The 24,738-nt window shown below is 41.6% G+C and carries 26 protein-coding genes and 1 other annotated feature (1 of these 27 running past the window's edge); of the genes, 1 reads left to right on the top strand and 25 read right to left on the bottom strand.

Annotation, left to right across the window (positions count from 1 at the left end; genetic code table 11):
- Positions 1-77 (bottom strand) — a binding site (T-box leader); it reaches 101 nt to the left of the window's first position.
- A 39-nt stretch (positions 78-116) separates the two neighbouring features.
- The 15 genes from recO to rpsU all read right to left on the bottom strand — a co-directional run bounded on the left by recO (position 117) and on the right by rpsU (position 11,972).
- The gene (gene recO, locus R0K30_RS00285) at positions 117-887 is read right to left on the bottom strand and encodes a DNA repair protein RecO (RefSeq protein WP_410608519.1); all 771 of its coding nucleotides are present in this window, start codon (positions 885-887) and stop codon (positions 117-119) included.
- Between the two features lie 35 nt (positions 888-922).
- Positions 923-1,066, bottom strand: a complete 144-nt coding sequence (locus R0K30_RS00280) for a YqzL family protein (RefSeq protein ID WP_003217288.1) — start codon at positions 1,064-1,066, stop codon at positions 923-925.
- Between the two features lie 147 nt (positions 1,067-1,213).
- Entirely contained in the window at positions 1,214-2,119 is a 906-nt protein-coding gene (gene era / locus R0K30_RS00275) for a GTPase Era (RefSeq protein ID WP_099726610.1), read from the bottom strand.
- The gene (locus R0K30_RS00270) at positions 2,112-2,510 is read right to left on the bottom strand and encodes a cytidine deaminase (RefSeq protein ID WP_410608516.1); all 399 of its coding nucleotides are present in this window, start codon (positions 2,508-2,510) and stop codon (positions 2,112-2,114) included. The genes era and R0K30_RS00270 overlap by 8 nt, the downstream gene beginning before the upstream one ends.
- A 113-nt stretch (positions 2,511-2,623) precedes the next feature.
- Entirely contained in the window at positions 2,624-3,010 is a 387-nt protein-coding gene (locus R0K30_RS00265) for a diacylglycerol kinase family protein (protein WP_099726609.1), read from the bottom strand.
- Entirely contained in the window at positions 2,988-3,467 is a 480-nt protein-coding gene (gene ybeY, locus R0K30_RS00260) for an rRNA maturation RNase YbeY (RefSeq protein WP_099726608.1), read from the bottom strand. Before ybeY ends, R0K30_RS00265 begins: the two co-directional genes overlap by 23 nt.
- The gene (locus R0K30_RS00255) at positions 3,468-5,579 is read right to left on the bottom strand and encodes an HD family phosphohydrolase (RefSeq protein WP_370461107.1); all 2,112 of its coding nucleotides are present in this window, start codon (positions 5,577-5,579) and stop codon (positions 3,468-3,470) included.
- A 114-nt stretch (positions 5,580-5,693) separates the two neighbouring features.
- The gene (locus tag R0K30_RS00250; protein WP_034319485.1) at positions 5,694-6,653 is read right to left on the bottom strand and encodes a PhoH family protein; all 960 of its coding nucleotides are present in this window, start codon (positions 6,651-6,653) and stop codon (positions 5,694-5,696) included.
- A gap of 3 nt (positions 6,654-6,656) precedes the next feature.
- Complete coding sequence (yqfD, locus tag R0K30_RS00245) at positions 6,657-7,847, bottom strand: sporulation protein YqfD (RefSeq protein ID WP_099726605.1); 1,191 nt, start codon at positions 7,845-7,847, stop codon at positions 6,657-6,659.
- An 18-nt stretch (positions 7,848-7,865) separates the two neighbouring features.
- Positions 7,866-8,147: a sporulation protein YqfC gene (gene yqfC / locus R0K30_RS00240; protein WP_012010618.1), complete on the bottom strand. Its 282-nt coding sequence runs from the start codon at positions 8,145-8,147 to the stop codon at positions 7,866-7,868.
- Between the two features lie 180 nt (positions 8,148-8,327).
- A complete protein-coding gene (locus tag R0K30_RS00235) occupies positions 8,328-8,828 on the bottom strand; it encodes a hypothetical protein (protein ID WP_099726604.1) in 501 nt (166 codons plus the stop codon).
- Positions 8,829-8,859: 31 nt separating this feature from the next.
- Entirely contained in the window at positions 8,860-9,852 is a 993-nt protein-coding gene (gene floA / locus R0K30_RS00230; protein ID WP_099726603.1) for a flotillin-like protein FloA, read from the bottom strand.
- 27 nt (positions 9,853-9,879) lie between these two features.
- The gene (locus R0K30_RS00225) at positions 9,880-11,193 is read right to left on the bottom strand and encodes an NfeD family protein (RefSeq protein ID WP_249705053.1); all 1,314 of its coding nucleotides are present in this window, start codon (positions 11,191-11,193) and stop codon (positions 9,880-9,882) included.
- Positions 11,194-11,334: 141 nt separating this feature from the next.
- Positions 11,335-11,784 (bottom strand): GatB/YqeY domain-containing protein, encoded by a 450-nt coding sequence (locus R0K30_RS00220; RefSeq protein ID WP_249705052.1) that lies wholly within the window; start codon positions 11,782-11,784, stop codon positions 11,335-11,337.
- Positions 11,785-11,798: 14 nt separating this feature from the next.
- Entirely contained in the window at positions 11,799-11,972 is a 174-nt protein-coding gene (rpsU, locus tag R0K30_RS00215) for a 30S ribosomal protein S21 (RefSeq protein WP_003152957.1), read from the bottom strand.
- Between the two features lie 181 nt (positions 11,973-12,153).
- Here rpsU and R0K30_RS00210 point away from each other — a divergent pair, with 181 nt between their 5' ends.
- Complete coding sequence (locus R0K30_RS00210; RefSeq protein ID WP_410608511.1) at positions 12,154-13,080, top strand: Na/Pi symporter; 927 nt, start codon at positions 12,154-12,156, stop codon at positions 13,078-13,080.
- Between the two features lie 41 nt (positions 13,081-13,121).
- Here R0K30_RS00210 and mtaB read toward each other — a convergent pair whose 3' ends face one another.
- The 10 genes from mtaB to R0K30_RS00160 form a co-directional block, all read right to left on the bottom strand.
- Complete coding sequence (mtaB, locus tag R0K30_RS00205; RefSeq protein WP_099726599.1) at positions 13,122-14,480, bottom strand: tRNA (N(6)-L-threonylcarbamoyladenosine(37)-C(2))-methylthiotransferase MtaB; 1,359 nt, start codon at positions 14,478-14,480, stop codon at positions 13,122-13,124.
- Positions 14,480-15,250 carry a 16S rRNA (uracil(1498)-N(3))-methyltransferase gene (locus R0K30_RS00200; RefSeq protein ID WP_410608509.1) on the bottom strand — a complete coding sequence of 257 codons (771 nt, stop codon included), beginning with the start codon at positions 15,248-15,250 and terminating at the stop codon, positions 14,480-14,482. The genes mtaB and R0K30_RS00200 overlap by 1 nt, the downstream gene beginning before the upstream one ends.
- A 23-nt stretch (positions 15,251-15,273) precedes the next feature.
- On the bottom strand, positions 15,274-16,209 hold the full coding sequence (gene prmA, locus R0K30_RS00195) for a 50S ribosomal protein L11 methyltransferase (protein ID WP_230030409.1): 936 nt from the start codon (positions 16,207-16,209) through the stop codon (positions 15,274-15,276).
- 22 nt (positions 16,210-16,231) lie between these two features.
- A complete protein-coding gene (gene dnaJ, locus R0K30_RS00190) occupies positions 16,232-17,365 on the bottom strand; it encodes a molecular chaperone DnaJ (protein ID WP_410608506.1) in 1,134 nt (377 codons plus the stop codon).
- A 165-nt stretch (positions 17,366-17,530) separates the two neighbouring features.
- Positions 17,531-19,369 (bottom strand): molecular chaperone DnaK, encoded by a 1,839-nt coding sequence (gene dnaK, locus R0K30_RS00185; RefSeq protein ID WP_230030410.1) that lies wholly within the window; start codon positions 19,367-19,369, stop codon positions 17,531-17,533.
- Between the two features lie 29 nt (positions 19,370-19,398).
- Positions 19,399-19,956 (bottom strand): nucleotide exchange factor GrpE, encoded by a 558-nt coding sequence (gene grpE / locus R0K30_RS00180; RefSeq protein ID WP_099726594.1) that lies wholly within the window; start codon positions 19,954-19,956, stop codon positions 19,399-19,401.
- Between the two features lie 63 nt (positions 19,957-20,019).
- Positions 20,020-21,051 carry a heat-inducible transcriptional repressor HrcA gene (gene hrcA / locus R0K30_RS00175; protein WP_099726593.1) on the bottom strand — a complete coding sequence of 344 codons (1,032 nt, stop codon included), beginning with the start codon at positions 21,049-21,051 and terminating at the stop codon, positions 20,020-20,022.
- 81 nt (positions 21,052-21,132) lie between these two features.
- Positions 21,133-22,272 carry a radical SAM family heme chaperone HemW gene (gene hemW, locus R0K30_RS00170; protein WP_410608503.1) on the bottom strand — a complete coding sequence of 380 codons (1,140 nt, stop codon included), beginning with the start codon at positions 22,270-22,272 and terminating at the stop codon, positions 21,133-21,135.
- Positions 22,273-22,386: 114 nt separating this feature from the next.
- Positions 22,387-24,225: a translation elongation factor 4 gene (gene lepA / locus R0K30_RS00165; RefSeq protein WP_099726591.1), complete on the bottom strand. Its 1,839-nt coding sequence runs from the start codon at positions 24,223-24,225 to the stop codon at positions 22,387-22,389.
- Positions 24,226-24,393: 168 nt separating this feature from the next.
- Complete coding sequence (locus R0K30_RS00160) at positions 24,394-24,726, bottom strand: YqxA family protein (protein ID WP_099726590.1); 333 nt, start codon at positions 24,724-24,726, stop codon at positions 24,394-24,396.
- Positions 24,727-24,738 lie beyond the last annotated feature (12 nt).

Raw genomic sequence — 24,738 nt, 5'->3', positions numbered from 1 at the left:
TCCATCCTTAGCTTACACCGTCCTAAGGTCGCTTTTATGGATTATACGTAAGTACTTCTTTCTGTCAATGCAACATATTTTATCTTAGACAATCTTACAAAAAGTCATGGAAGATGTCAACTTTTGTTTTCTTCACCCATTAGCTTTTTCATGGATTCCATCTGATTCATGAATTTTTTTGATTTTAAATAAAGGCCTGAATACTCGTCATAGTAGTGATCCAGCACTTGACGAATTTCTTGTTTAGTCTGCGGTTTCACGTCAACTTGACCAAGCCTTGATAAATCAAAATAATGAAACAAACGAAGCAGTCTTGCAGCTGCTGGGGATAAGGGCAGTTTATATGGATCTTTAGAAAAGCAATTTTGGCAAATAAATCCGTTATCTCTAATCGAGAAATGGAACTGCCCTTCTTTTTGACCGCAGTGTACACATTGATCCAGTTCAGGCTTCATCCCCATCACTGATAACATTTTAACCTCTACAATAAATAAAATAATATCAGCATCTGTGCCTTCATTGAGATGACGTAAAGATTGAAGAAGGAGCTCAAACAAATAAGGGTTTGGCTTCTTTTCCTCCGTTCCTTTATCGAGTAATTCTGTCATATATGCGGCATATGCAGTCAGAAATAAATCTTCCCGGATGGCCCGCATGCTTTCGATCATTTCACCTTGCTGGAGCGTTCCAAGTCCTGTTGATGATTGGATAAGGAAGGTTCCGTATAAAAACGGCTGGCTTATGGCTGACAGGCGGCTGTTTGATTTTTTAGCACCTCTTGCCATCACACCAATTTTCCCATGCTCTCTAGTGAGCAGCGTGACAATTTTGTTTGTTTCGCCATAATCTGTTGTTCTAAGAACGATTCCTTCACTTTTAATGAGCATTTGTCTACACTCCGAGCGTTGGAGGGGGTCAAGAATTATAAGATTGGAAAATCAAATCGTGCTATCTCTTCTTCAAGTACATCGGGTCTTTCCAGGTTCTCCTTTTCTAACTCTTTGAAAAGCAGATACGTGTCAACGCTTCCTGTTTGTGAAAATACGTTCCATGTAAAATTCAACATAAAAACCCCACCTTTCTTTATTAGAAGCAGCAACGCTACATCCAACATATTAACTTTATCTTGACCAGGCTACCTCCATTTCATGATAAACAATTTTTACTAATCGAACCGCACCATTGTCAGATTTTATGACAAATGCAGCGATTTTTAATATTCGTCTTCTCTAAATCCGAAGTCACGCAAGTGAGTGGATTTATTACGCCAGTCCTTCTGAACTTTTACCCAAAGCTCCAGGTATACTTTTGAGCCTAGAAGTGCTTCAATATCTCTGCGCGCTTTTTGTCCCACTTCTTTTAATAAGCTGCCTCGTTTACCAATAACGATCCCTTTTTGTGAATCACGTTCTACGACAATGGTCGCCGCCACATGGATCTTGCCATTTTCATCTGGCTTAATTGATTCGATCGCAACCGCAATACTGTGAGGAATCTCTTCTCTCGTTAAATGCAGCACTTTTTCACGAATTAATTCAGAAATAATAAACCGCTCTGGATGATCTGTTACTTGATCTGCTGGATAAAATTGAGGGCCCTCTGGAAGATAACCTTCAATTTGCTGAAGAAGCGTATCAATGTTGTTGCCCTCAAGAGCTGAAATTGGCACAATTTCCTTAAACGGATAACGTGTGCGGTATTCATCAATTAAAAGGAACAGTTCATCTGGGTGAATTTGATCAATTTTATTGACGACAAGAAAAACCGGTGTAGATGTTTGCTTTAGTCGTTCAATGATGAATTCATCACCTTTGCCATAACCTTCCTTTGCGTTGATCATAAACAAGATCAGGTCGACTTCCTTCAGTGTATTTTGAGCCACCCTCATCATAAAATCACCTAGCTTATGCTTAGGTTTATGAATGCCTGGTGTATCGATAAAAATCGTTTGTGACGTGTTGGTTGTCAAGACACCTTGAACTTTGTTTCGCGTCGTTTGGGGCTTATCACTCATAATGGCAATTTTTTGTCCAATGACACGATTAAGAAAGGTTGATTTCCCTACATTTGGTCTTCCAATAATTGATACAAATCCTGATTTGAAGCTTTCGTTAGTCATTTAAATCCTCCGGTGAAAATGCGCCTGGCAATAGTTCGTTTACTGTTGTTTCGTATATATGTCCTTTTAAGTTTGTTAGGATCACTGGCATATCAGGTGCACATAGCTCTGAAATGACCTGTCTGCATACGCCGCACGGTGAAACAGGTCGATCTGTATCAGCCACTACTGCAAGCATTTGAAAAGATGTGATGCCTTCTGAATAAGCTTTAAAAAGTGCTGTTCTTTCCGCACAATTACACATGCCATATGCTGCATTTTCAATGTTGCAGCCGCCATACACTTTTCCATCATTCGACAATAATGCTGCACCGACTTTGAATTTTGAATAGGGTACATATGCAAAATCTCTTGCTTTGATTGCTTCTGAAATCAACTCTTGTTTGTTCATTCCTAGTTCCCACTTTCAGAAGAAATGGACCCACTGTCACATTTATATTTTACATAATTCACGTGACATTTTCACGCCCATTTCTAAAAATGTTAATAAATAGTAATATTGTTCTATTGCATGATCTTCGGCAGGAAGATCATCAACCCAATCATAACCGAAATCGCGGCGTAAACGCAAACAGCGCCTGCTGCAGCGTCCTTTGCTCTTTCTGCAAGCGGGTGCTTTTCTTCTGTCATAAGATCCACTGTATGTTCAATGGCTGTGTTGACAAGTTCAAGTGCAAAGATTCCCCCACATAAAAGAAGCACGATCATCCATTCGACCGGTTCAATGTGAAACCAAAAGCCGCAGATCACCACGATGATGGCTGCGACTGTATGAAATCGAAAATTCCGTTCATTCAAGAAAGTTCGCCAGATTCCTCTAAATGCATAATAAAAACTCCGAAAAAAACGGGCAAGCGGGCTGCGTTTCTTACGATGATCTCGAAAGGCCATAATCATCCAGAATTTTTGTCTGTTTGGCGAACATTTCTTTCTCATCTTCCTCTGTCATATGATCATAACCAAGTAAATGAAGGAAACCATGAATCGTTAAGAAACCAAGCTCTCTCATAAAGGAATGTCCATATTCTTCTGCCTGCTCTTTCGTTCGATCAACACTAATGATAATGTCACCGAGTACCGGCGGGATGTCGCCCGCGCCAATGATCTCAATCTCACCTTCTCCTTCTTCCTCAAGTGCAAAGGAGATCACATCTGTTGGTGCGTCCTTTCCCCTGTATTCTTTGTTGATTTGATGAATTTCTTCATTCGAGACGATCGACACTGATACTTCCGCTTGATCTTTTACCTCAAGGGCATCCGCAGCAAATTGAAGAAGCTTTTCCATTTCTTCAAGATGCTCTTTTGATACTTGTCCTGTTTCATCTATTAAATCGATTAACAATGTCATTTACTTCACCTTCTGTTTCGGGGCATCTGGATATTCAATCCGAGAATGGAAAATCCCCTTTAATGTTGTACAAATCGTTTGGCTAATAATATTTAATTCTTTAAATGTCAGATCACATTCACTAAATTGCCCGTCCTGCATTTTATCTGAAATAATGCCTTTGACAAGTTTTTCAATCCGCTCTGGATTTGGATTATGCATTGACCGAACCGCAGCTTCAACGCTGTCAGCCACAGAAATGATCGCCGCTTCTTTTGATTGCGGTTTTGGACCAGGATAACGAAATTCTTCTTCTGTCACCTGATCATCACGTTCTTTTGCTTTGTAGTAGAAGAACTTTAAAAGAGATTTCCCGTGGTGCTGTTCTGCAATATCGACAAGCTCTTCAGGAAACTTCTTTTCTCTCAGCATATCAGCACCATCTGTCGTATGGGCAATAATAATATTTTTACTCAGCTGTGGGGAAAGCTTGTCATGCGGATTATCAATGTTCATTTGGTTTTCAATAAAGTATTGCGGTCTTTTCGTTTTCCCAATGTCATGATAATAAGCGCCGACCCTCGCTAAAAGCCCGTTTGCGCCGACTGCTTCACAAGCAGCATCCGCTAAATTCGCCACCATGACACTATGATGATATGTACCTGGTGTCTCTGTTAAAATCTTTTTGAGCAGCGGATGATTTGGATTCGATAATTCAATCAGCTTCATTGTCGAAAGAATGCCAAACATGCTTTCAAAGACAGGCATTAACCCAATAACCAAAATAGCTGATGCAAAACCTGACACAATCGCCATCATGAGGTTCACACCGATTTCAAGTCCTGACGGAGAGGAGTTTTGGATCAGCGTGATTGATAAAACCACAAGAACATTCGTCAAAGCCACCAAAAGCCCTGCCTGCAAAATTTTCGATCTCGCGTTATGTTTTCTCAAAAACAAAATGCCCGCCATCCCGCTAATGAGATAATAAGCACAGATAACATAGTTAAAGACGCCGGTTACTCCTTGATTAAACATCATACTTCCGCAAAGGGCAAATACAAGGCCAGAGAAGATCGCTAACCGCTCATTGATCAGCAGCTTGATCAGCATCGTCCCAAGCGCAACTGGCACGACATAGCCTATCGTCGTGTATTTCGTTTCCTGGAAGAGACTGAATACTTCCATGATGATTAAAATAATGGTGAAAATAAGCGAGTAAAGCAGTAACGATTTATTCTTATGGACAAGCGATTTTTTCCTCGTTTCTAATGTGTGAATAATCGCCGCTAAGAAAAGGCCGATCAATATCATAAGACCGCTTACAGGCTTAAACAAATTTGAGCTGTTTAACAGGCCGGTCAGTTCTAATTTGCGATAAACTTCACGGTCGATGAGTTCCCCTTCCTCCACTAAAATTTGCCCTTGCTTGATTTGAACCGGCTGAATATTATCAGCTGCTTCTTGCCTTTTCTTCTCTGTTGCCACTGGGTCAAATACATAGTTTGGAATAATCGCAAATTCACCGATTTCTTTCGCTGCATTTAAATATTTTGAAGGAATAGAATTGTTTTCAAGCTCTGTTTTCACTTGTTTTTTCTCATCTTGTAACTTAGCTGCTGTGATTTCTTTACTCATCAGTGAATTCACCACTGTGATGATGGAATCCTTAGTAAAAGAGAGATTTTCGTCACTTGCTTGGAGCAGTGCTTTGATGGATTGATCCGAAACAGCTTCCTGCATATCTGTTGTGAGTTTTTCTTTTACACGCTTGACCATTTCTTGATCTGTTGGCGGGTTCTCTTTTTCATCAGCGGCTTTCTTCTCTTCTTTAATGGCTTCAAAGAGGGATGAGATGAGGTCAACACGATTGTCAGAATATGCTTTTTTGAGCGTATACTGATCTTCTACTTGATCCGTTGCTTCTTGCTTCTTTTCTTCTGTCGCTTCTTGATCATCGACGGTTGACGGAGAATAGATGGTCTGTTCGCTCACTGAAAACAAATCTAAGTCGAGCGATTCAGGCTTTACATGGAAGAAGAGCACCACGAACAGAATGGCTGCTAAACCAGCGTATAGCAAAACGTTTAAATAACGTGAGCGCTCCATTTTCTGAGGTTCTTTTTTAGACAGCAGTCTTTTGCGCTTACTGCCTTTCTGATTCTTTCTCAAGGAAAGTACCTCCTTTTTTACTTTAAACCACGATCGAAACAAAATGACCCGATGAAGACGATCGGGTCACTCAGTTCATTTTTGCTTTTCGTATGCGCCAATGATCTTCGCCACAAGCGGGTGTCTGACCACATCTGTCTGGTCTAATTCAATGAATGAGATGCCCTTGATCTCTGCAAGCATGTCCTTTGCAGCCGCAAGGCCTGACTGCATGCCCTTTGGCAGATCAATTTGTGTAATATCTCCTGTAATGACCATTTTAGAGCCAAACCCTAGTCTCGTCAAAAACATTTTCATTTGGGCTGGCGTTGTATTCTGCGCTTCATCTAAAATCACAAATGCATCATCGAGCGTCCGCCCTCTCATATAGGCGAGAGGCGCTATTTCAATGACACCGCGCTCAATTAAACGTTCCGTATGATCACTGCCAAGCACATCATGCAAGGCATCATATAGTGGTCTTAAATAAGGATCTACTTTTTCCTTTAGATCGCCTGGCAAAAAGCCAAGACTCTCTCCTGCCTCAACGGCTGGTCTTGTCAGGATAATCCGTTTCACATGTCCATTTTTCAGAGCATGTACCGCATTAACGACTGCCAAATACGTTTTACCTGTACCAGCAGGCCCAATCCCAAAGACGAGGTCATCTTTCTTCATCGCCGCAGCATATTCACGCTGACCGATCGTTTTCACCCTGATCGACTTACCTTTGGCATTTTTCGTAATTTCATCTTCATACATATTCTCAAAATAATTCAGCTTGTTTTTTTGCGCCATTTTAATCGCATAGACGACATCCCGTTCAGAAATCTCGATTCCTTTACGGATGAGATGTAAGAGAGATGTAATCAACTGGCTCACTGTATCTCTTGATGCTTCCTGACCAGAAACATACACTTTCTCTCCACGTGTAATAATGGAGACATTCAGCTCGTTTTCCATCAGTTTCAGATAAGCATCTTGATTGCCAAATAAAGCGATGGCTTCGTTTGGGCTATCCAATTTTTGTTGAATCTCAAGTAAATGTTCTGTCATTCTCTAGTCTCCCTGAACAATAGGTGTTGGTTGAACAATATCTTCTATTACTTGGTAAAGGATGATTAACTTAACTTTACCATTCCCTGTTGTCTCGTGCAAAACTTTTTCACTTTTCACCTCACCTGTTTGACCTAGCTTCTCTTCTAATTCTTTTCTACCTATTTTAATCCCTGCTTGAACTGCTTCTTTATTTGTGTATTCTCGATTGATTTTTTCACTTTCACGTGTGATTTCCTTTTCATAGGAGAATGGCAGCTGGAAGTTTAAGAAATGAAGTGGATGGTCTTCTGTTTCTATTTTTGGCTGCTCAAAATCATCTTTTTTAAAGGAAAATCCCCAAAATGGTAGTGAACCTCCAAATGCGGAGAGCTTGTGCTTTGTCTTCATTTTACCCGTAAAGACGTCAAAAGATGTTCGAAGAGGGACAGAAACTTCAGAACGATACCATGTTTCACCATAGATTTTCGCTTTGGCTCCTACCGTTTTTTGTTGATCTTCACTGCCAATTAGTCCTGAGACGAGCATCTGCCCTTTTTTTACATGTTCATCGACCGCGGCTAGCGGCTCTCCTTTTTCTACATACATCCTCGTGATGACGGCCTTTTTCTTAGCAACGATGTGCTGAGGACTCGTATATTTCTCTTTTTCAGGCTCGTTTTTTTCAACGACTTTCATTTGAAATGTCGTACCGTTTAATTCAACGCCGACCCATGTAATGCTTTTAATATTGGTTGTCAGGGATTTTTGAATTTTTTCAGGTGTCCCCATAAGAAACTGAAAACGGCCTTTTTGTACCCCAATGTCGTCTAAATGCTTTCTCATCTGATGCTCTGTCTCTGGGTTTGCACCTGTGATATCAATTTTCCACACCATGTTTGAAAGAGCCAATATCGTCACCAGAAAGAAAACAATCCCAAGGGTGAACCCAATATTCTTCCTTGACCACATAAGAAGAAATGGAAAACCCTTCTTTTGATGAAATGAACATTTCACCTTATGATGTCTACGTAATTTTCTAAAGGCATGTACATCTGATAAGCGAATAAATAAGCGCACGCTGTCTTGACGGCGGCTCACTTGAAAAATTGTGATCCCCTGTCTCGTGCACTCATTCATAAGCCGCTCAATGCCGTTTCCTTTGATCTCCACTTCCACTCTGCCAATAAAATAGGCAAACCATTTATTTTTCACGCTTCTCCCCTCCGTCAGTTAAGAATCAATGTAACGGACCTCATCGATTTTCCCTTCTAATAAGATCTCTTCTGGCAAAATCGTTTTAATCACAAAGTCTTTCCCTGAAATAATGCATTGTCCTTGTTTGAGCATAAGCCTTACCTCTTGATCACTGAAAAGCAAAAGCCCTTTATGGTTCTCTATGTAAATGTGGAGTCTGCCAACCATCGTAATACGGGGAAGATCCATCATCACGTCCGGAGGGATTTCAAGTGTTCTTGTCAGCCATGCTTTAAGTCGATTTTTTCTTTTTCCCATTCAATAAGAACCCCTTCCCACCTCATGTGTATGAGATCAAACTGAAAGATGGTGAGACTGATGAGAAAGTCTCTATATCATCCTATTCCTCAGCGGTTCATATCATGCTAATGAATCCCGTAAAACAGCCTGTTCATCGTTTACGCAAAAAAAGCCCCCTTTTACAAGGGAGCTTTCTTCTTACCTTTTATATGGCCGTTTCATCGTTCGATGCGGTTTTTTAGCGCGGGGCGCTCCAAACACTTCGCCAAGAAGCATGCCTTGAACAACAGTGTTTTGGTTGAGCTTATCAATGATGTGCGGCTTCATTTCCACAGCTGAGGCTTTCGGCCTTGTCAGCTGCCTTTCAAGCGATTGAAACTCTTTGTTTAACTCGCTTTTTCTTTCTTCCATTTCAGCAAGTGTATCCGTATAGCGATCTTGTAAGGACTGCGATGTGTTTTTCTTCATCCCGCCATGATCATGTACATCGCCAAAATCGTCTAGTTGGTCCGTCACGACGAGGTCTGGACTTTTTTGTTTTGTTTGCTGATTTTGGGGCATTGGCTTACGTTGAGGAGCTGACTTGTTTTGCTGGTTCTTTTGTTCATTCTCCTCTTGTTTGCCGATTTTCCCAAAGACAGCAGAGATGATACCGATGATAATCGCAATTAGTAGCGGATTTTCAAATAGAATGTCCAATGGGCTCCCTCCTTAAAGCGTGAGAGGATGCTTATTTGTTTTCATGATCAGATGGACCTTTTGTCATTTTACCAAATGAATCTCTCATATCCGTATCAGCATCGATATTCTTAATGTTCATGTAGTCCATGACTCCAATATTGCCTTCGCGTAGTGCTTCAGCCATTGCAAGTGGTACTTCAGCCTCTGCTTCTACTACTTTCGCGCGCATTTCTTCAACTTTCGCACGCATTTCTTGTTCTTGTGCAACAGCCATTGCGCGGCGTTCTTCCGCTTTAGCCTGTGCAATGTTTTTGTCTGCTTCTGCTTGGTCTGTTTGCAGAATAGCCCCAATGTTCTTACCGATATCAACATCTGCGATATCAATCGAGAGAATTTCAAACGCAGTACCTGAATCTAATCCTTTACCAAGAACCGTTTGAGAAATCATATCAGGATTTTCTAGAACCTTTTTATGATTATTTGATGAACCGATTGTAGAGACAATTCCTTCACCTACACGAGCAATGATTGTTTCTTCCCCTGCACCACCAACAAGTCGTTCGATGTTTGCGCGAACTGTAATACGTGCTTTTGCTTTCACTTCAATCCCGTCCATCGCAACACCTGAGATAAATGGTGTTTCAATCACTTTAGGGTTTACACTCATTTGTACAGCTTCAAGTACGTCACGGCCTGCTAGGTCGATCGCTGCACAGCGTGCAAAGTTCAATTCGATATTCGCACGTTGAGCCGCGATCAATGCATTCACAACACGGTCAACGTTACCACCTGCAAGGTAGTGGCTTTCTAACTGGTTAATCGTCACATCAAGACCTGCTTTATGTGCTTTGATGAGCGGGTTGACCACTCGGTTTGGAATTACTCGGCGAAGTCTCATTCCTACAAGTGTAAAAATGCTCACTCTTACGCCAGCCGCTAGGGCAGAAATCCACAGCATCACCGGTACAAAGGTGAAGAAGATCGATAGAACGATCAAACCTGCTGCGATAATCACAAATAATAGTAAAGTAGATGGATCCATTTTATTCCTCCTATAAAATCAGTATATCTATACTTTCCTCACGACAATGCGTGAGCCTTCCGCTTTAACAATTTTTACTTGTTCATCCTTGTCGATAAATGCACCTTCTGACACAACATCAATACGCTCATCTCCGAGTACAATCGTACCGGATGGACGAAGTGCTGTTGCTGTCACTGCAATTTGTCCAACAAGATCCTCTCTTGTTTCATTTGAGACATAACCACTTTCTTTATTGGTTGAATCGGTTAAAATGAACTTTTTAAAAAATTTCATACGTTTCCCCAACACCTTTGTCAATAAAATAACTGCTATGATTGAAACAGCAGTGGCAATCAAGATGGAAATCGCCATTTCTGTAAAGCTTCCAGCTGCTAAAAATAAGCTGACAACAACACAGATTAGTCCAATGGCACCTAAGATTCCCCCTGGCAAAAACAATTCCAGAATAATGAGTGCAATCCCTGCTAAAAACAGGAACAACGTCTCATATCCTGCAAAACCTGCCACGAGATGACCATAAAAGAATAGAAGAAGCGCTGTGACTCCCATGGTGCCTGGGACCCCAAAGCCGGGAGAATATAGCTCAACAATTAACCCTAAGCTTGCGATGGATAAAAGGATTGGAATGACGATTGGGTGCGTGAGAAAACGCGCAACCTTTTCAGCAAAGCTCACTTCATCGTATTGAACAGAAGTGTCTGCTAAGGTCAGCTTCTGAAGCAAGTCATCCAGATTTTTTGCTTCTCCTTCTGCATACCCGAATTGAAGCGCCCGGTCTGTGTTGAAGGTGAGCAATTCTCCTTTTGGTGCACCGGCTTCTTTTGCATCTATATCTACATCTGCCATCGCAAGAGCATACTTTGGATCACGCCCCTGCTTTTCGGCAGCATCACTCATTTCAGCAAGCCATAGAGATTCAGATTTTTGATCGGCAGCATTGCCTTCTCCATCAATGATCGCAGCAGCCCCCATCTTTCCGTTTGGGGTCATATAAATTTGGTCGGCATTTAATGCAAGGAAGGCCCCGGCTGAAAGCGCTCTATGATTGACAAACGCTGTCACAGGGATATCAGACGCACGAATGGTATCTGCGATTTCAAGCGCCGCATCAACTGCACCACCTGGTGTATTGATGTCGAGAATAATATGTTTCGCCCGTTCCGACTTTGCTTGCTCAAATGATCGTTCAATGAATTTAGATAGTCCCTTTTCTACTGTATCTTCAATTGGAATGACATGAACTTTCTGATCTGCTGATTTCGCGGTCAATTGAACCCCTAATAACAAGCATATTATAAAACAACTGAAGAGAGCAATAGAAATTTTTATTTTTTTCATCTATTTGGTGATCCCTCCTCTCTTTCTTTTATTTTACCGTTCCTTTACATACGTTACAAATGTATCATAGGTTTCATTTTTATATGACAGATTTATGGTGGTACAAAAAAAGTACCCTTCTAACAATAGAAGGATACTTTTTTATTGAGACAGCTGCTCGCTGACAAGTCTGTTAATGACAGCACCATCAGCTTTACCTTTTACTTTTGGCATAATAGCGCTCATCACTTTACCCATATCAGCCTTCGATGAAGCACCTGTTTCAGCGATCGTTTCTTTCACGACCGTTTGCAGTTCTTCTTCAGAAAGCTGTTCAGGTAAATAAACGTCTAAGATGTCAATCTCTTTTTGAACTTTATCTACTAAATCTAAGCGATTAGCTTTCGAAAATTCATGGAGGGAGTCTTTACGTTGCTTAATCTCACGAGAAAGAACGGTCAGTTCCTCATCGCCGGTCAAACTGTCTTTCTTAAGCTTAATTGCTTCATTTTGTAGTGAAGCCTTTACCATTCGAATGACAGCAAGCTTGTCTTTCTCACGGTTTTTCATCATCAGCTTCATATCAGAATTTAATTGCTCAAGAAGACTCATAAATCCACCCTCTTTTAAAATTTACGTTTTCTAGCAGCTTCGGACTTTTTCTTGCGCTTTACGCTAGGCTTTTCATAAAATTCACGCTTTCTTGCTTCTTGCAATGTTCCAGTTTTGGATACACTGCGTTTAAAGCGACGAAGAGCATCTTCAAGCGATTCGTTTTTTCTAACGACCGTTTTTGACATTCTCTTTCCCTCCCTCCGAATACACCAATCGACTGCATTAAAAAAAGATATACATGCAAACATGTACCTAGACATTATAATATAAGCCTAGTGTGAGGTCAACTAAGTGATTTGGAAATATATTTTCGTCATGAGCAGGTAGACAAGTCCATATATTTATTGGTAAGAGGAGGACTTTTCTATGATGGCGATCATTTATTTTTGTGCACTTATTTTCATTTTTTTATGGTCAATGGGTTTGCTGAGAAAAGGATTAATGGCACTGACATCGTCTCGTATTGAGAAATCGCTTCTTCTCTTTACAGATCACCCGGCGAAAGCATTCTTGGTTAGTATTGTGTTTACAGGCGTGCTTCAAAGCAGTTCGGCGTTTATGGTCATTGTCATCGGCTTTGTGAGTACAGGCATTCTGACTTTCAAAAAATCAATTCCAATGATCCTTGGGACCAATATCGGATCCACGTTCACGACAGAATTTATCGCGATTAAGATGGACGTGTTCATGTGGGTTTTAATTGCTACCGGTCTTGTATGTATCATTTTTGGTCAAAGGTCCTTCAGGCATGCAGGAAAAAGTCTATTTGGTCTTGGGATGATCTTTTTTTGCATTCAAGGCTTTTCAAAAATTGCAGGTATGATGACAAGTCAACCGGAAACGCTACGTTTTCTTGAAATGATGCAGCACTCAGATTGGACAGCTATTCTGTCGGGCACAATCCTCACTGCCATTGTTCATTCAAGCTCTGTATGCATTGGTATTTTAATGGGATTTATGAATGAAGGGACTGTGGCGTTGCAGGAGGGAATCAGCTTTGTATTAGGATCGAATGTTGGCACATGCATTACAGCTGTCATGGCTGCGATCTCGGGCGGATTGGCAGCACGTCAAACGGCTTATGCACATGTTGTATTTAATGTTCTTGGGGTTTTATTATGCCTGCCATTTCTCACACTCATAACGCAATTTGTCGCACTTTTAGCGAGCTCTCCAGCACAGCAGATCGCGCATTTCAGTCTATTGTTTAATGTCGCCAGCTCGTTATTGTTCTTCCCGTTCATCCGCCCCTTTCATGCAATGATTTTGTTCCTTTTACCAAATCAAACATAAAAGAAAACCGGCCCCCTAGTGGCAGCCGGTTCTTGTCTCTCTTATGATGTCATTCTCACTTTGTCTGGTTGAATGTCTTCACTCATACGGACGAACTGTCCTTCGTTATAAGGGTAGCCAGCTTTCGTGATTTTCACTTTCACCAATCGACCGATCATATCTTCTGATCCTTCAAAAACGACCTTCATATAGTTATCTGTATAACCAACATAAAGATTGTGTTCTCCATCTTTTTCTTTGAAGGATTCTTCAGGAATAATCTCTAGTACATCTCCTTCGTATGCTGACGCATATTCCTTCGCAAGCTGGTCAGAAAGAGCGATCAAGCGGTGAACGCGTTCGTTTTTCACATGTTCATCCACTTGATCTTCCATTCTTGCAGCCGGAGTACCTGTACGTTTGCTGTAAGGGAATACGTGCAGCTCAGAGAATTGATGGTCTTTGACAAAATTGTACGTTTCCAAAAACTCTTCTTCTGTTTCCCCAGGGAATCCAACGATGACATCAGAGGTCACAGCTAGGCCTGGCAATGCTTTTTTCAGCTTTGTTAAACGCTCTGCAAAGAATTCCATCGTATATTTACGGCGCATTCTTTTCAGCACAGTATTAGAGCCAGATTGAAGCGGAATGTGCAGGTGTCTGACAATTTTATCTGACTGATCCAGCACTTCAATCACTTCGTCTGTAATTTGACTTGCTTCAATTGATGAAATGCGGATTCGTTTTAAACCGATAACACGTTCATCTAATTCTTTTAGAAGCTTCGCGAAGTTATAATCCTTTAAGTCTTCACCGTATCCGCCTGTGTGAATACCAGTTAACACAATTTCTTTATAGCCGGCATCAACAAGCTGCTGTGCTTGATTGATAACCTCTTCAGGATCACGAGAACGAAGAAGTCCGCGAGCCCACGGAATGATGCAGAATGTGCAGAAATTGTTACAGCCTTCTTGGATTTTTAATGAAGCACGCGTTCTATCTGTAAAGGCAGGGACATCCAGCTCTTCAAACACCCGTGCTTTCATGATATTGCCAACCCCGTTAATAGGCTGTCTTTCTCTACGGTATTCTTCAATATAACCAAGCAATTTATGTCTGTCTTGTGTTCCAACCACAATATCAACGCCAGGGATCGCCATGATTTCTGCCGGAGACGTTTGCGCATAACAGCCTGTTACACAAATGACACCATCCGGGTTATGACGAATGGCTCTTCTAATGACTTGGCGGCTTTTCTTATCGCCTGTATTCGTGACCGTACATGTATTAATCACATATACGTCTGCTTTTGATTCATAATCTTTTCTTTCATAGCCAGCTTCTTTAAACAGCTGCCAGATCGCTTCTGTTTCATAGTGATTGACCTTACAGCCAAGTGTATGGAACGCTACTGTTCCCATCATGATTCACCTCTTAATAACTCTGTTTGATAAGATATAGCAGAAAGCGCGTATAGAGGAGCTGTTTCTGTTCTTAAAATGCGTGGTCCGAGCCCGCAAATGACTGCACCAAGCTTTTCAAGCTCTCCAATCTCCTTTTCTGCCAAACCGCCTTCAGGGCCAAAAACCACTAATAAGGTTTGTCCGCCTTTCATCTGTTGAAGCACAGTTTGAAATCGGCTTTGCTCTCCTTCTTTCGATGATTCTTCGTATGCAACGACACATTTATCGAATTCATCAGCCAGCTGTGTCAGCTCTTTAAACGTTGATACTGGATGGACACGGGGAATGATATTCCGGTAGGACTGCTCGGCTGCTTCCTTCGCAATTTTCTCCCAGCGCTCACGTTTTTTATGTGACTTTTTTTGGTCAAGCTTTGTAATAGAACGAGCCGCTTGAAACGGGACAAAAGCACTTGCGCCAAGCTCGGTCCCTTTTTGGATAATCACCTCAAGCTTATCTCCTTTTGGCAGACCACTCGCTATCGTCACACTGATCGGAAGTTCTCTGTTCTGATTCGTCCAGCCTTCAAGGTGACAAATCACTTCTTCCTTTGTTATTGTATCAATTTTACTGAGCGCTTCAAAGCCGTCTGTCGTTAAGCAAAGGATTTCCTGCCCTGCTTTCATTCGCATGACATTTGAAAGGTGATGTACATCTTCACCTTTTATGACGCTGGCTCCCTTTGCCATCACTTCTTCTTTCGTGAGGTCGATAAAATATCGTTGCATACGTGTCCTGACACCTACTCGCTTTATTTTTTCGCTATAATGCTGACCCAATCTTCCATTGACAGCACTTCAACAATGTCAAAGCCAGCTTCTTCTAAAGCCGTTTTGACTTGTAATTTCTTTTGTCCGATGATGCCTGATGTAATGAAATAGCCATCTTTCTTTAATAAGTCATATGCTTGATCTGTAAAGCGTAAGATGACCTCTGCAAGAATGTTGGCAACGATCACATCACGTTCACCTGAAATACCATCAAGTAGATTGTTTTGTTTCACAGTCACTTGTTCACTAACACCATTTAATTCGATGTTTTGCTTCGCACTTTCAACCGCAACGGTATCGAGATCAAAGGCCTGAATGTCCTTTGCACCAAGCATCGCTGCTGCAACACTTAAAATGCCAGATCCTGTTCCAACATCAATCACCGTATCGTTTTCCTTCACATAGCGCTCAAGCGCCTGAATGCAAAGGACTGTCGTTGGATGCGTACCTGTTCCAAATGCCATTCCAGGATCCATTTCAATGATCAGTTCATCAGAATGAACAGGTGTATATTCTTCCCACGTTGGAACGATGGTGAATTTTTCAGAGATTTTTACAGGATGATAGTATTTCTTCCATGCGGTTGCCCATTCTTCTTCATTTACTTCACAAATGGACAGCGTATTTCGTCCAAGATCAATATCGTATAGAAGAAGATTGTTGATGGCTTCTTTGATCTCATCTACCGTTTCCATCAAAAAGCTATTCATCGGAAGATAGGCTTTCACAATAACCCCTTCATCCGGATAATCATTCGGATCGAGCTGGTAGATCTCACCGTATACATTTTCACGTTCCTTGATTAAATCAAGCGGGTCCTCAATCACGACACCACTTGCACCTGCTTCATGCAAAATATTGGTGACTGGTTCCACCGCTTCATTTGTTGTATGGACGCTAATCTCTGACCACTTCAATACTACCAACTCCTTATCCGTCTTACTCGCCTTTAAATGCGCGTTTTACCTTATCGAAGAAGCTCATTTCTTGTTCGTCTGGTTTATTTCCGCTCACTTCAGCAAATTTTCTAATGATATCTTTTTGATTGTCAGTTAAATTCGTCGGTGTGACGACACGTACAACGATATGCTGATCGCCTTGGCCATAGCCGCGTACATTTTTCACACCTTTTCCTTTGAGTCTAAACTTTGTTCCAGTTTGAGTGCCTGCAGGAATTTTTAATTTTACTTTTCCGTGTAATGTCGGCACTTCAATTTCGTCGCCTAATGCAGCTTGCGCGAAGGTAAGCGGCATTTCGCAGTAAATGTCATCTCCGTCACGTTCGAAGAATTCATGCGCACGTACATGGAACACAACGAATAGATCGCCTGGAGGTCCTCCATTTATACCTGGTTCACCTTGACCAGATACTCTGAGCTGCTGACCATCATCAACACCTGCCGGAATCGTTACATTGATTTTCTTACGCTTACGCACTTTACCAGATCCACCGCATGTTGAACATTTGTGGTCAATTTGTTTTCCTGTTCCGCTACAGTAATTACATACTCTGCGGTTGACGACTTTACCAAATGGGGTTGATTGCTCGACATTTAATTGGCCAGAACCGCCGCAATGTGAACATGTCTTCGCTTGCGTCCCAGGCTTTGCCCCTGAGCCATGACATGTTTCACAAGATTCTTCACGAGGAATTTCAATGGTCGCTTCTTTTCCAAATGCCGCTTCTTCGAACGAAAGCGTCATTGTATATTGAAGGTCCGCTCCTTGACGCGGTGCATTTGGATCTCTTCTTCTGGCACCGCCGCCAAAAATACTAGAGAAGATGTCATCAAAGCCGCCGAAGCCGCCAAAGTCTCCCCCTCCACCAAAACCGCCGCCGCCAAAGCCTTGGTTTGGATCGGTATGACCGAATTGATCATAATGCGAACGTTTTTGATCATCACAAAGGGTTTCATAGGCTTCTTTTACTTCTTTGAATTTCTCATCTGAGCCAGCTTCTTTATTAATATCAGGGTGATACTTTTTTGAAAGCTTGCGGTATGCCTTTTTGATTTCGTCCTTTGAGGCGCTCTTACCAACGCCAAGCACTTCATAGTAATCACGCTTACTCATCTCTTCACACTCCCGATTTTCTCACATAAATACGATTGTATCATTTTGATTTAACCTTTTTCAATTCCTTTTCATCGTTGAAAAGAAAAAAGTCAAAGCCAAGAGATCCTGACTTTGACTTTCTGACGAGTACGTTTCAGCAGTCTTTTTCAAAAGTAAAGGTGATTATTTTTTCTCTTGATCGTCGTTTACTTCTTCGTATTCTGCATCCACTACATTGTCATCTGCTTTTTGAGCACCTTCAGCGCCTTCTTGCTGAGCTTGTGCTTGTTTTGCAGCTTCTTCATAGAGCTTTGTCGTTAATTCTTGAACGATTGTTTGCAGCTCATCTTTTTTCGCTTTGATGTCTTCAAGCTCGCCTTTTTCGATCGCAGCTTTTAAAGCATCTTTCGCATCATTTGCTTTTTTGACTTGCTCTTCATCGATTTTGCCTTCTAGATCTTTTAATGTTTTTTCAGTTGTGAACACTAATTGATCTGCTTCATTGCGCACTTCGATTTCTTCTTTTTTCTTTGCATCTGCTTCAGCATTTTCTTCTGCTTCTTTGACCATTTTTTCGATCTCATCATCAGAAAGACCTGAAGAAGATTTGATTGTAATATTTTGTTCTTTTCCAGTACCCATATCTTTCGCACGTACGTTCACAATACCGTTTTTATCGATATCAAATGATACTTCGATTTGCGGTACGCCGCGTGGTGCTGGCGGGATATCAGTCAATTGGAAACGACCTAATGTTTTGTTATCTGCTGCCATAGGACGTTCACCTTGTAAAACGTGGATGTCTACAGCTGTTTGGTTGTCAGCAGCCGTTGAGAACACTTGAGATTTACTTGTTGGAATTGTTGTATTACGCTCAATCAGCTTCGTGAATACGCCGCCCATTGTTTCAATCCCTAAAGAAAGTGGTGTCACGTCAAGAAGAACAACGTCTTTCACATCTCCTGTGATCACTCCACCTTGAATTGCAGCACCTAGTGCAACAACTTCATCAGGGTTTACGCCTTTATGAGGCTCTTTACCTGTTTCTTTTTTGATCGCTTCTTGCACTGCAGGAATACGGGTTGATCCACCAACAAGGATGACTTTATCAATCTCGCTAGCAGATAAACCAGCATCTTTAAGTGATTGACGTACAGGTGTCATTGTACGCTCGACAAGCTCAGAAGATAGTTCTTCGAATTTAGCACGAGTTAACGTTAACTCAAGGTGAAGAGGTCCTGCATCTCCAGCTGTGATAAATGGCAGTGAAATTTGTGTAGATGATACACCAGAAAGATCTTTTTTCGCTTTTTCAGCAGCATCTTTTAAACGCTGAAGCGCCATTTTATCTTTAGAAAGATCAATGCCATTTTCTTTTTTGAATTCAGCCACTAGGTGGTCAATGATGACTTGGTCAAAATCATCTCCACCTAGACGGTTGTCCCCAGCAGTTGAGCGTACTTCAAAGACGCCGTCTCCAAGCTCAAGAATTGAAACGTCAAATGTACCGCCGCCAAGGTCGTATACAAGAATCGTTTGATCTTCTTCTGTTTTATCTAAACCATAAGCAAGTGCAGCTGCTGTTGGTTCGTTAATGATACGTTCTACTTCAAGACCAGCAATTTTCCCTGCATCTTTTGTTGCTTGACGTTCTGCATCATTGAAGTAAGCAGGAACTGTGATCACAGCTTTTGTTACTTCTTCGCCAAGATAGCCTTCAGCGTAAGATTTAAGATGTTGAAGAATGATTGCAGAGATTTCCTGCGGTGTATAGTTCTTGCCTTCAGCTTCTACTTTATAATCAGTACCCATATGTCTTTTCACAGACATGATTGTGTTAGGGTTTGTAATTGATTGACGTTTTGCTACTTCACCTACTTGGCGCTCTCCGTTTTTAAAAGCGACAACAGATGGTGTTGTACGTGCTCCTTCAGCGTTTGCAATAACTTTTGGCTCGCCGCCTTCAAGTACTGCAACACATGAGTTTGTTGTTCCTAAGTCAATCCCAATGATTTTACTCATATTCGATGACCTCCCATTATGTTATGTAGTTATTGATTTACTTTTACCATTGATGGACGAATGACTCGGTCTTTGAGTTTATAGCCCTTTTGCAATTCTTCTACAACGATATTTGAATCGAAGTTTTCATCTTCAACTTGCATGACGGCTTGATGAAGGTTTGGATCGAACTCTTTGCCGACAGCTTCAATTGGTTCAACGCCTTCATTTTTCAACGCTTCTACCAGCTGGCGGTAAACCATTTGCATTCCTTCTAACAAACTTTTCGTCTGCTCATTGTCTGGATCGATTCCAAGCGCTCTTTCAAAGTTGTCAAGAGCTGGGAGAAGATCGCTGACAACATGTTGAGAACGATATTTTTGCACGGTCTCCACTTCAGTTCGAGCACGGCGTTTATAGTTTTCAAAATCTGCTTGAACACGCAGAATTTTGTTTTCTTTTTCGTCTAGAAGCTGCTGCAATTCATCGATTTTCTCTTGGAAGGCAGACTGTTCATCATGCATTACTTCCTCAGTATCTGCTTGAACTGCTTCTTCTTGTGCTTCAACCTCTGCTTCTTGCTCAGGTGTCTGTTTTTCTTCTGACATTGTGTTCACCTCCCTCAAAAGATTCAAGAATACGAAGGGGCTGTGCCCCCGCTTTTCATCACCCTACTCATCATACAAATTGGAAAGTGCGTTTGACAAGTCTTTTGATACATGATGCAAGAGACTGACGACCCGGCCGTAATCCATGCGGGTTGGACCGATGACGGCAATGGAGCCGAGAGATTTTTGATCAATCGAATAGGTCGCTGTGATTAAGCTGCAATTCTCCATTGCTTCCAAATTGTTTTCTGAGCCAATTTTAATGGTGATTCCTTGCTGATTTGGATGAAACAGCTGCATGACATCATTCTTTTGCTCAATGAGCATCATCAGTGAACGAATGCGGTCAATGTCATGAAACTCCGGCTGATTCAACATATTAATCTTCCCGCCAAAGAAAAGTTTTGATTCGTTTTGTGTCGATGTAAATGTGTTGCCTAGCGCATCTAAAATATGATCATAATCTTTTAAATGCATGCGAAGCAGCATGACAACTTCTTTGTACATCCTGTCCTTCAGCTGATCCATCGGGACTCCTGCTAGGCGGCTGTTTAAAATATTCATCAGCTTCTCAATATCGGAGACATCGAGATGCTCAGAGAAGGTAATGGTTTTGTTTTCAACATGACCACTGTCTGTAATCATGATCGCCACTGCTTTGTTTGGCTGAACAGGGACAAGCTGAATTTGCTTTAATCGATTTTCACTTAGCTTTGGACCCAGCACAATCGATGTATAGTTTGTGAGATCTGATAAAATTTCCGCCGATTTTTGAACTGTTTTTTCCAGCTCGAAAATTTTCTCCTGAAAAGCTGACTGGATGAGCACAAGCTCTTTAGATGACAGTTTTCGCGGAGAGAGCAAATGATCTACATAATAACGATATCCTTTTTCGGAAGGAATTCTTCCTGATGAAGAATGGGTCTTTTCAATAAAACCAAGTTCCTCCAAATCAGCCATTTCGTTTCTAATCGTCGCAGAGCTGAATGTGATGTCTTCTTTTTTAGAAAGAGTCCTTGATCCAACTGGCTGCGCCGAACGAATAAAGTCATTAATGATGACTTGCAGAATCAAAAGCTGACGATTTGTTAACATCATCATCACCCCTGTTAGCACTCTCTTTCAACGAGTGCTAATTGTATAAACAAAATTACCAAACTCAAATTAAAATGTCAATTATAACTCACCGAGAAACGCTTGAAACACTTCATTTCCTAACAATTTTCCTTTTCTTGTTAAACGAATCCCAATGTCATCTTGTACAATGAGACCTTTTTCTTCTAATTCTTCAAGAACAGTGGAAAAGAGCGCCTCTGGCATTGCTCCATATTTGGCTTGGAAATGGGTGCTTTTAACACCTTCGATTTTCCGGAGACCTAAAAACATTTCTTCTTCGATTTGTTCTGCTTTTGTCACCTGATGTGTTTCCTTATATGGGAACCCTGTTTGTTCAATCAGCTCCAAATAATGCTTCACTGGTCCAGCGTTCACATTTCGGATACCATCTACATAGCCGTGCGCCCCTGCACCAAAACCGAAGTAACCTTCATTGCTCCAATATGTGAGGTTATGCTGGCTTTCAAAGCCTGGTTTGGCGTAATTGCTAATTTCATATTGCTTTAATCCGTGGCGCTCCATTTCATCCATGACAAGCTCATACATTTCAGCCTCACGTTCTTGCGGCGGCAAATGCAGCTTTCCTTTTTGCATTAAGTTGTAAAAAACCGTTTTCGGCTCCACAATGAGTGAATAGACAGAATAGTGCTCTGCACCTAATGAAAAAGCCGTCTCAAGTGAATTCATGACATGGTGCTTTTCTTGATGAGGCAAACCAAACATGAGGTCGAGACTAATGTTGTCAAACCCAACCGTTCTTGCTCGTTCGAAAGAAGTTAGGACATCTTTCTGTTGATGAACTCGTCCGATTTTTTTGAGCAAATCGTCTTCAAATGTTTGTACGCCAAAGCTCAGCCGATTCACGCCTGCTGATTTCAGGACATGCAGCTTATCAAGCGATAGTTCGTCTGGGTTTGCTTCAACTGCAAATTCAATCAGATTTTTTGTCGGCTTTAATACGCGTTGAATACTGTCCATGAGCTGATCTAGCTGGCTGACTGTCAGTGATGTCGGGGTTCCACCGCCAATAAAGATCGTCTTTAGTTCTTGCTCGCCTTTTTGCTCGATCGTGTGCTGCATTTCTTTTTCAAGAGCGGCTAAGTATTCATCTACTGGCTGCGTTTTAATGAAAAATTTATTGAAATCACAATAGTGACAAATGTGCTCACAAAATGGAATGTGAATGTATGCTGCTTTCATTTGATGACACCTTCTTTACAGGTAAAGAGCCGCAGTTTATCGCTGCGGCAACTTTGTTTGTTTTCGACTATAAACGTCAAGGCGTGCATTGTAAAGCAGGTTGCCTTGAGGATATTATTTTTTCGGTGTGCTGTCGTCCATTTTCAGGACAGCCATAAATGCTTCTTGCGGGACTTCAACAGAGCCCACTTGCTTCATGCGCTTTTTCCCTTCTTTTTGCTTCTCAAGAAGCTTTCTTTTCCGGGAAATATCTCCACCATAACACTTAGCAAGTACGTTTTTACGCATCGCTTTAATGGTAGAACGAGCAACGATTTTTTGACCGATCGCCGCCTGAACTGGTACTTCAAAGTGCTGGCGTGGAATGAGTTCTTTCAGCTTTTCTACAATGAGCTTTCCTCGTTCATATGCATAATCGCGGTGAACAATGAAGGAAAGGGCATCGATCTTTTCACCATTTAGCATAATATCCATTTTCACTAGAGTGGATGGACGATAGCCAATCAGCTCATAATCAAAGGACGCATACCCTTTTGTATTGGACTTTAGCTGGTCAAAGAATTCGTATACAATCTCTGCCAAAGGAATTTCGTAAACAATGCTGACGCGGTTTGCATCAAGGTATTGCATATCAATGAAATTACCGCGCTTTCCTTGGCAAAGCTCCATAACAGAGCCTACATAATCATTTGGCACCATCATTGTTGCCTTCACGTATGGTTCTTCAATTCGTTCAATCTTTTGCGGATCAGGCAGATTGGACGGGTTATCTACAACGATTTTTTCTCCGTCTGTCATATACACATCGTAAATAACACTTGGTGCTGTCGTAATGAGGTCAATTTTAAATTCACGTTCAATCCGTTCTTGGATGATTTCCATATGAAGCATTCCAAGAAAGCCGCAGCGGAAACCGAAGCCAAGTGCTTGGGATGTCTCTGCCTCATATTGAAGTGAAGAATCATTTAATTCAAGCTTTTCTAACGCTTCACGTAAGTCGTTATATTTCGCTGTGTCAATTGGATAAAGTCCGCAGTATACCATTGGGTTCAGCTTTCTGTATCCTGGCAGTGCTTCTTTCGCAGGGTTCTCCGCACTTGTGATCGTATCCCCTACACGTGTATCACCGACATTTTTAATCGCAGCTGTTAAGTAGCCAACATCTCCAACGGTGAGTTCGTCTGTGGGCATTGCTTTCGGTGTGAAAACGCCGACTTCAAGCACTTCAAATTCTTTGCCTGTCGCCATCATTTTGATTTTCTGACCTGGCTTTACTGTTCCTTCAACAATCCGTATGTACGCAATAACGCCTCGATACGCATCATAAAGGGAATCAAAAATAAGGGCTTGAAGCGGTGCTTCTGGGTCTCCAGCTGGAGCCGGCACTTTTTCTACGATTTGTTCTAAAATATCCTCGATCCCAATGCCCGCCTTAGCAGATGTCAGAACAGCTTCAGACGCATCCAACCCGATGACATCTTCAATTTCTTCTCTTACACGCTCAGGCTCTGCACTTGGCAGATCAATTTTATTGATAATCGGCAGAATTTCTAAGTTGTTATCAAGAGCTAAATAAACGTTCGCAAGTGTCTGTGCTTCAATTCCTTGTGCTGCATCAACAACGAGAATCGCACCTTCACAGGCAGCTAGGCTTCGGGAAACCTCGTAGGTGAAGTCGACATGCCCTGGTGTATCAATCAGGTGCATAATATATTCTTCTCCATCCTTCGCCTTATATTTCAGCTGGACAGAGTTTAATTTAATCGTAATGCCGCGTTCACGCTCTAAGTCCATGGAATCAAGTAATTGTTCTTTCATTTCTCGTTGAGTAATCGCCGCTGTTTTTTCCAAAATACGGTCCGCCAATGTTGATTTCCCATGGTCAATATGGGCGATAATGGAGAAATTTCGAATTCTTGATTGCCGTTCTAATCGTTTTTCTTTATCTGTCACAATCTATCACTCCTACTATAAAACGCGGGTTGCGCTAGGTTAGATTATATCAATAGGGCTGTAAAGATTCAATCGAAATCAAGAAAAGCCGCTCATCGGTGTAAGCGGCTTTTCTCAAAAGGGTGATATCTCATGAAATGAAATCCATGGTGGTGCTAATTTGAATGGTTATTTGCCATTCACCCAATCATAAAGAGAACGGGCTGCATGTGTCATACCATCAGATAGGGCTTTTCCGGCCTTGGAGAAGGCATTGAAGCTCTCTATTTCTTCGAGCTGCTTTTGTTTTTCAGCTAAATCCTTTTCTGTGACAGCCGTTCCTAAGATAGAAGCTTCTCTTTCTTGATCGTCTTTCATTTGAATAGAGAAAGCCCCTTTTAATTGCGGATCATGGTAGCCCTTCATTTGCAGCATACCATTATTGGCTTGCTGCATTCCTAAAAAGACACCAAACAGCAAAACCAATCCTAAAATAATGGTTTTTCCAATAAATGAGCCCATACCCGTCACCAC

Source organism: Bacillus sp. SIMBA_154 (assembly GCF_046536015.1).
In the GTDB taxonomy this organism is placed as follows: Bacteria; Bacillota; Bacilli; order Bacillales; family Bacillaceae; genus Bacillus; species Bacillus pumilus_P.
This window is presented reverse-complemented; position numbering and strand designations above follow the sequence as displayed.

What these genes read in the sequence shown, in the direction of transcription:
- recO (WP_410608519.1), bottom strand. Translation starts at nt 887, where the DNA reads ATGCTCATTAAAAGTGAAGGAATCGTTCTTAGAACAACAGATTATGGC.
- R0K30_RS00280 (WP_003217288.1), bottom strand. Translation starts at nt 1,066, where the DNA reads ATGTTGAATTTTACATGGAACGTATTTTCACAAACAGGAAGCGTTGAC.
- era (WP_099726610.1), bottom strand. Translation starts at nt 2,119, where the DNA reads ATGACTAACGAAAGCTTCAAATCAGGATTTGTATCAATTATTGGAAGA.
- R0K30_RS00270 (WP_410608516.1), bottom strand. Translation starts at nt 2,510, where the DNA reads ATGAACAAACAAGAGTTGATTTCAGAAGCAATCAAAGCAAGAGATTTT.
- R0K30_RS00265 (WP_099726609.1), bottom strand. Translation starts at nt 3,010, where the DNA reads ATGGCCTTTCGAGATCATCGTAAGAAACGCAGCCCGCTTGCCCGTTTT.
- ybeY (WP_099726608.1), bottom strand. Translation starts at nt 3,467, where the DNA reads ATGACATTGTTAATCGATTTAATAGATGAAACAGGACAAGTATCAAAA.
- R0K30_RS00250 (WP_034319485.1), bottom strand. Translation starts at nt 6,653, where the DNA reads ATGACAGAACATTTACTTGAGATTCAACAAAAATTGGATAGCCCAAAC.
- yqfC (WP_012010618.1), bottom strand. Translation starts at nt 8,147, where the DNA reads ATGGGAAAAAGAAAAAATCGACTTAAAGCATGGCTGACAAGAACACTT.
- floA (WP_099726603.1), bottom strand. Translation starts at nt 9,852, where the DNA reads ATGGATCCATCTACTTTACTATTATTTGTGATTATCGCAGCAGGTTTG.
- R0K30_RS00225 (WP_249705053.1), bottom strand. Translation starts at nt 11,193, where the DNA reads ATGAAAAAAATAAAAATTTCTATTGCTCTCTTCAGTTGTTTTATAATA.
- R0K30_RS00220 (WP_249705052.1), bottom strand. Translation starts at nt 11,784, where the DNA reads ATGAGTCTTCTTGAGCAATTAAATTCTGATATGAAGCTGATGATGAAA.
- rpsU (WP_003152957.1), bottom strand. Translation starts at nt 11,972, where the DNA reads ATGTCAAAAACGGTCGTTAGAAAAAACGAATCGCTTGAAGATGCTCTT.
- R0K30_RS00210 (WP_410608511.1), top strand. Translation starts at nt 12,154, where the DNA reads ATGATGGCGATCATTTATTTTTGTGCACTTATTTTCATTTTTTTATGG.
- mtaB (WP_099726599.1), bottom strand. Translation starts at nt 14,480, where the DNA reads ATGGGAACAGTAGCGTTCCATACACTTGGCTGTAAGGTCAATCACTAT.
- R0K30_RS00200 (WP_410608509.1), bottom strand. Translation starts at nt 15,250, where the DNA reads ATGCAACGATATTTTATCGACCTCACGAAAGAAGAAGTGATGGCAAAG.
- dnaJ (WP_410608506.1), bottom strand. Translation starts at nt 17,365, where the DNA reads ATGAGTAAGCGTGATTACTATGAAGTGCTTGGCGTTGGTAAGAGCGCC.
- dnaK (WP_230030410.1), bottom strand. Translation starts at nt 19,369, where the DNA reads ATGAGTAAAATCATTGGGATTGACTTAGGAACAACAAACTCATGTGTT.
- grpE (WP_099726594.1), bottom strand. Translation starts at nt 19,956, where the DNA reads ATGTCAGAAGAAAAACAGACACCTGAGCAAGAAGCAGAGGTTGAAGCA.
- hrcA (WP_099726593.1), bottom strand. Translation starts at nt 21,051, where the DNA reads ATGTTAACAAATCGTCAGCTTTTGATTCTGCAAGTCATCATTAATGAC.
- hemW (WP_410608503.1), bottom strand. Translation starts at nt 22,272, where the DNA reads ATGAAAGCAGCATACATTCACATTCCATTTTGTGAGCACATTTGTCAC.
- R0K30_RS00160 (WP_099726590.1), bottom strand. Translation starts at nt 24,726, where the DNA reads ATGGGCTCATTTATTGGAAAAACCATTATTTTAGGATTGGTTTTGCTG.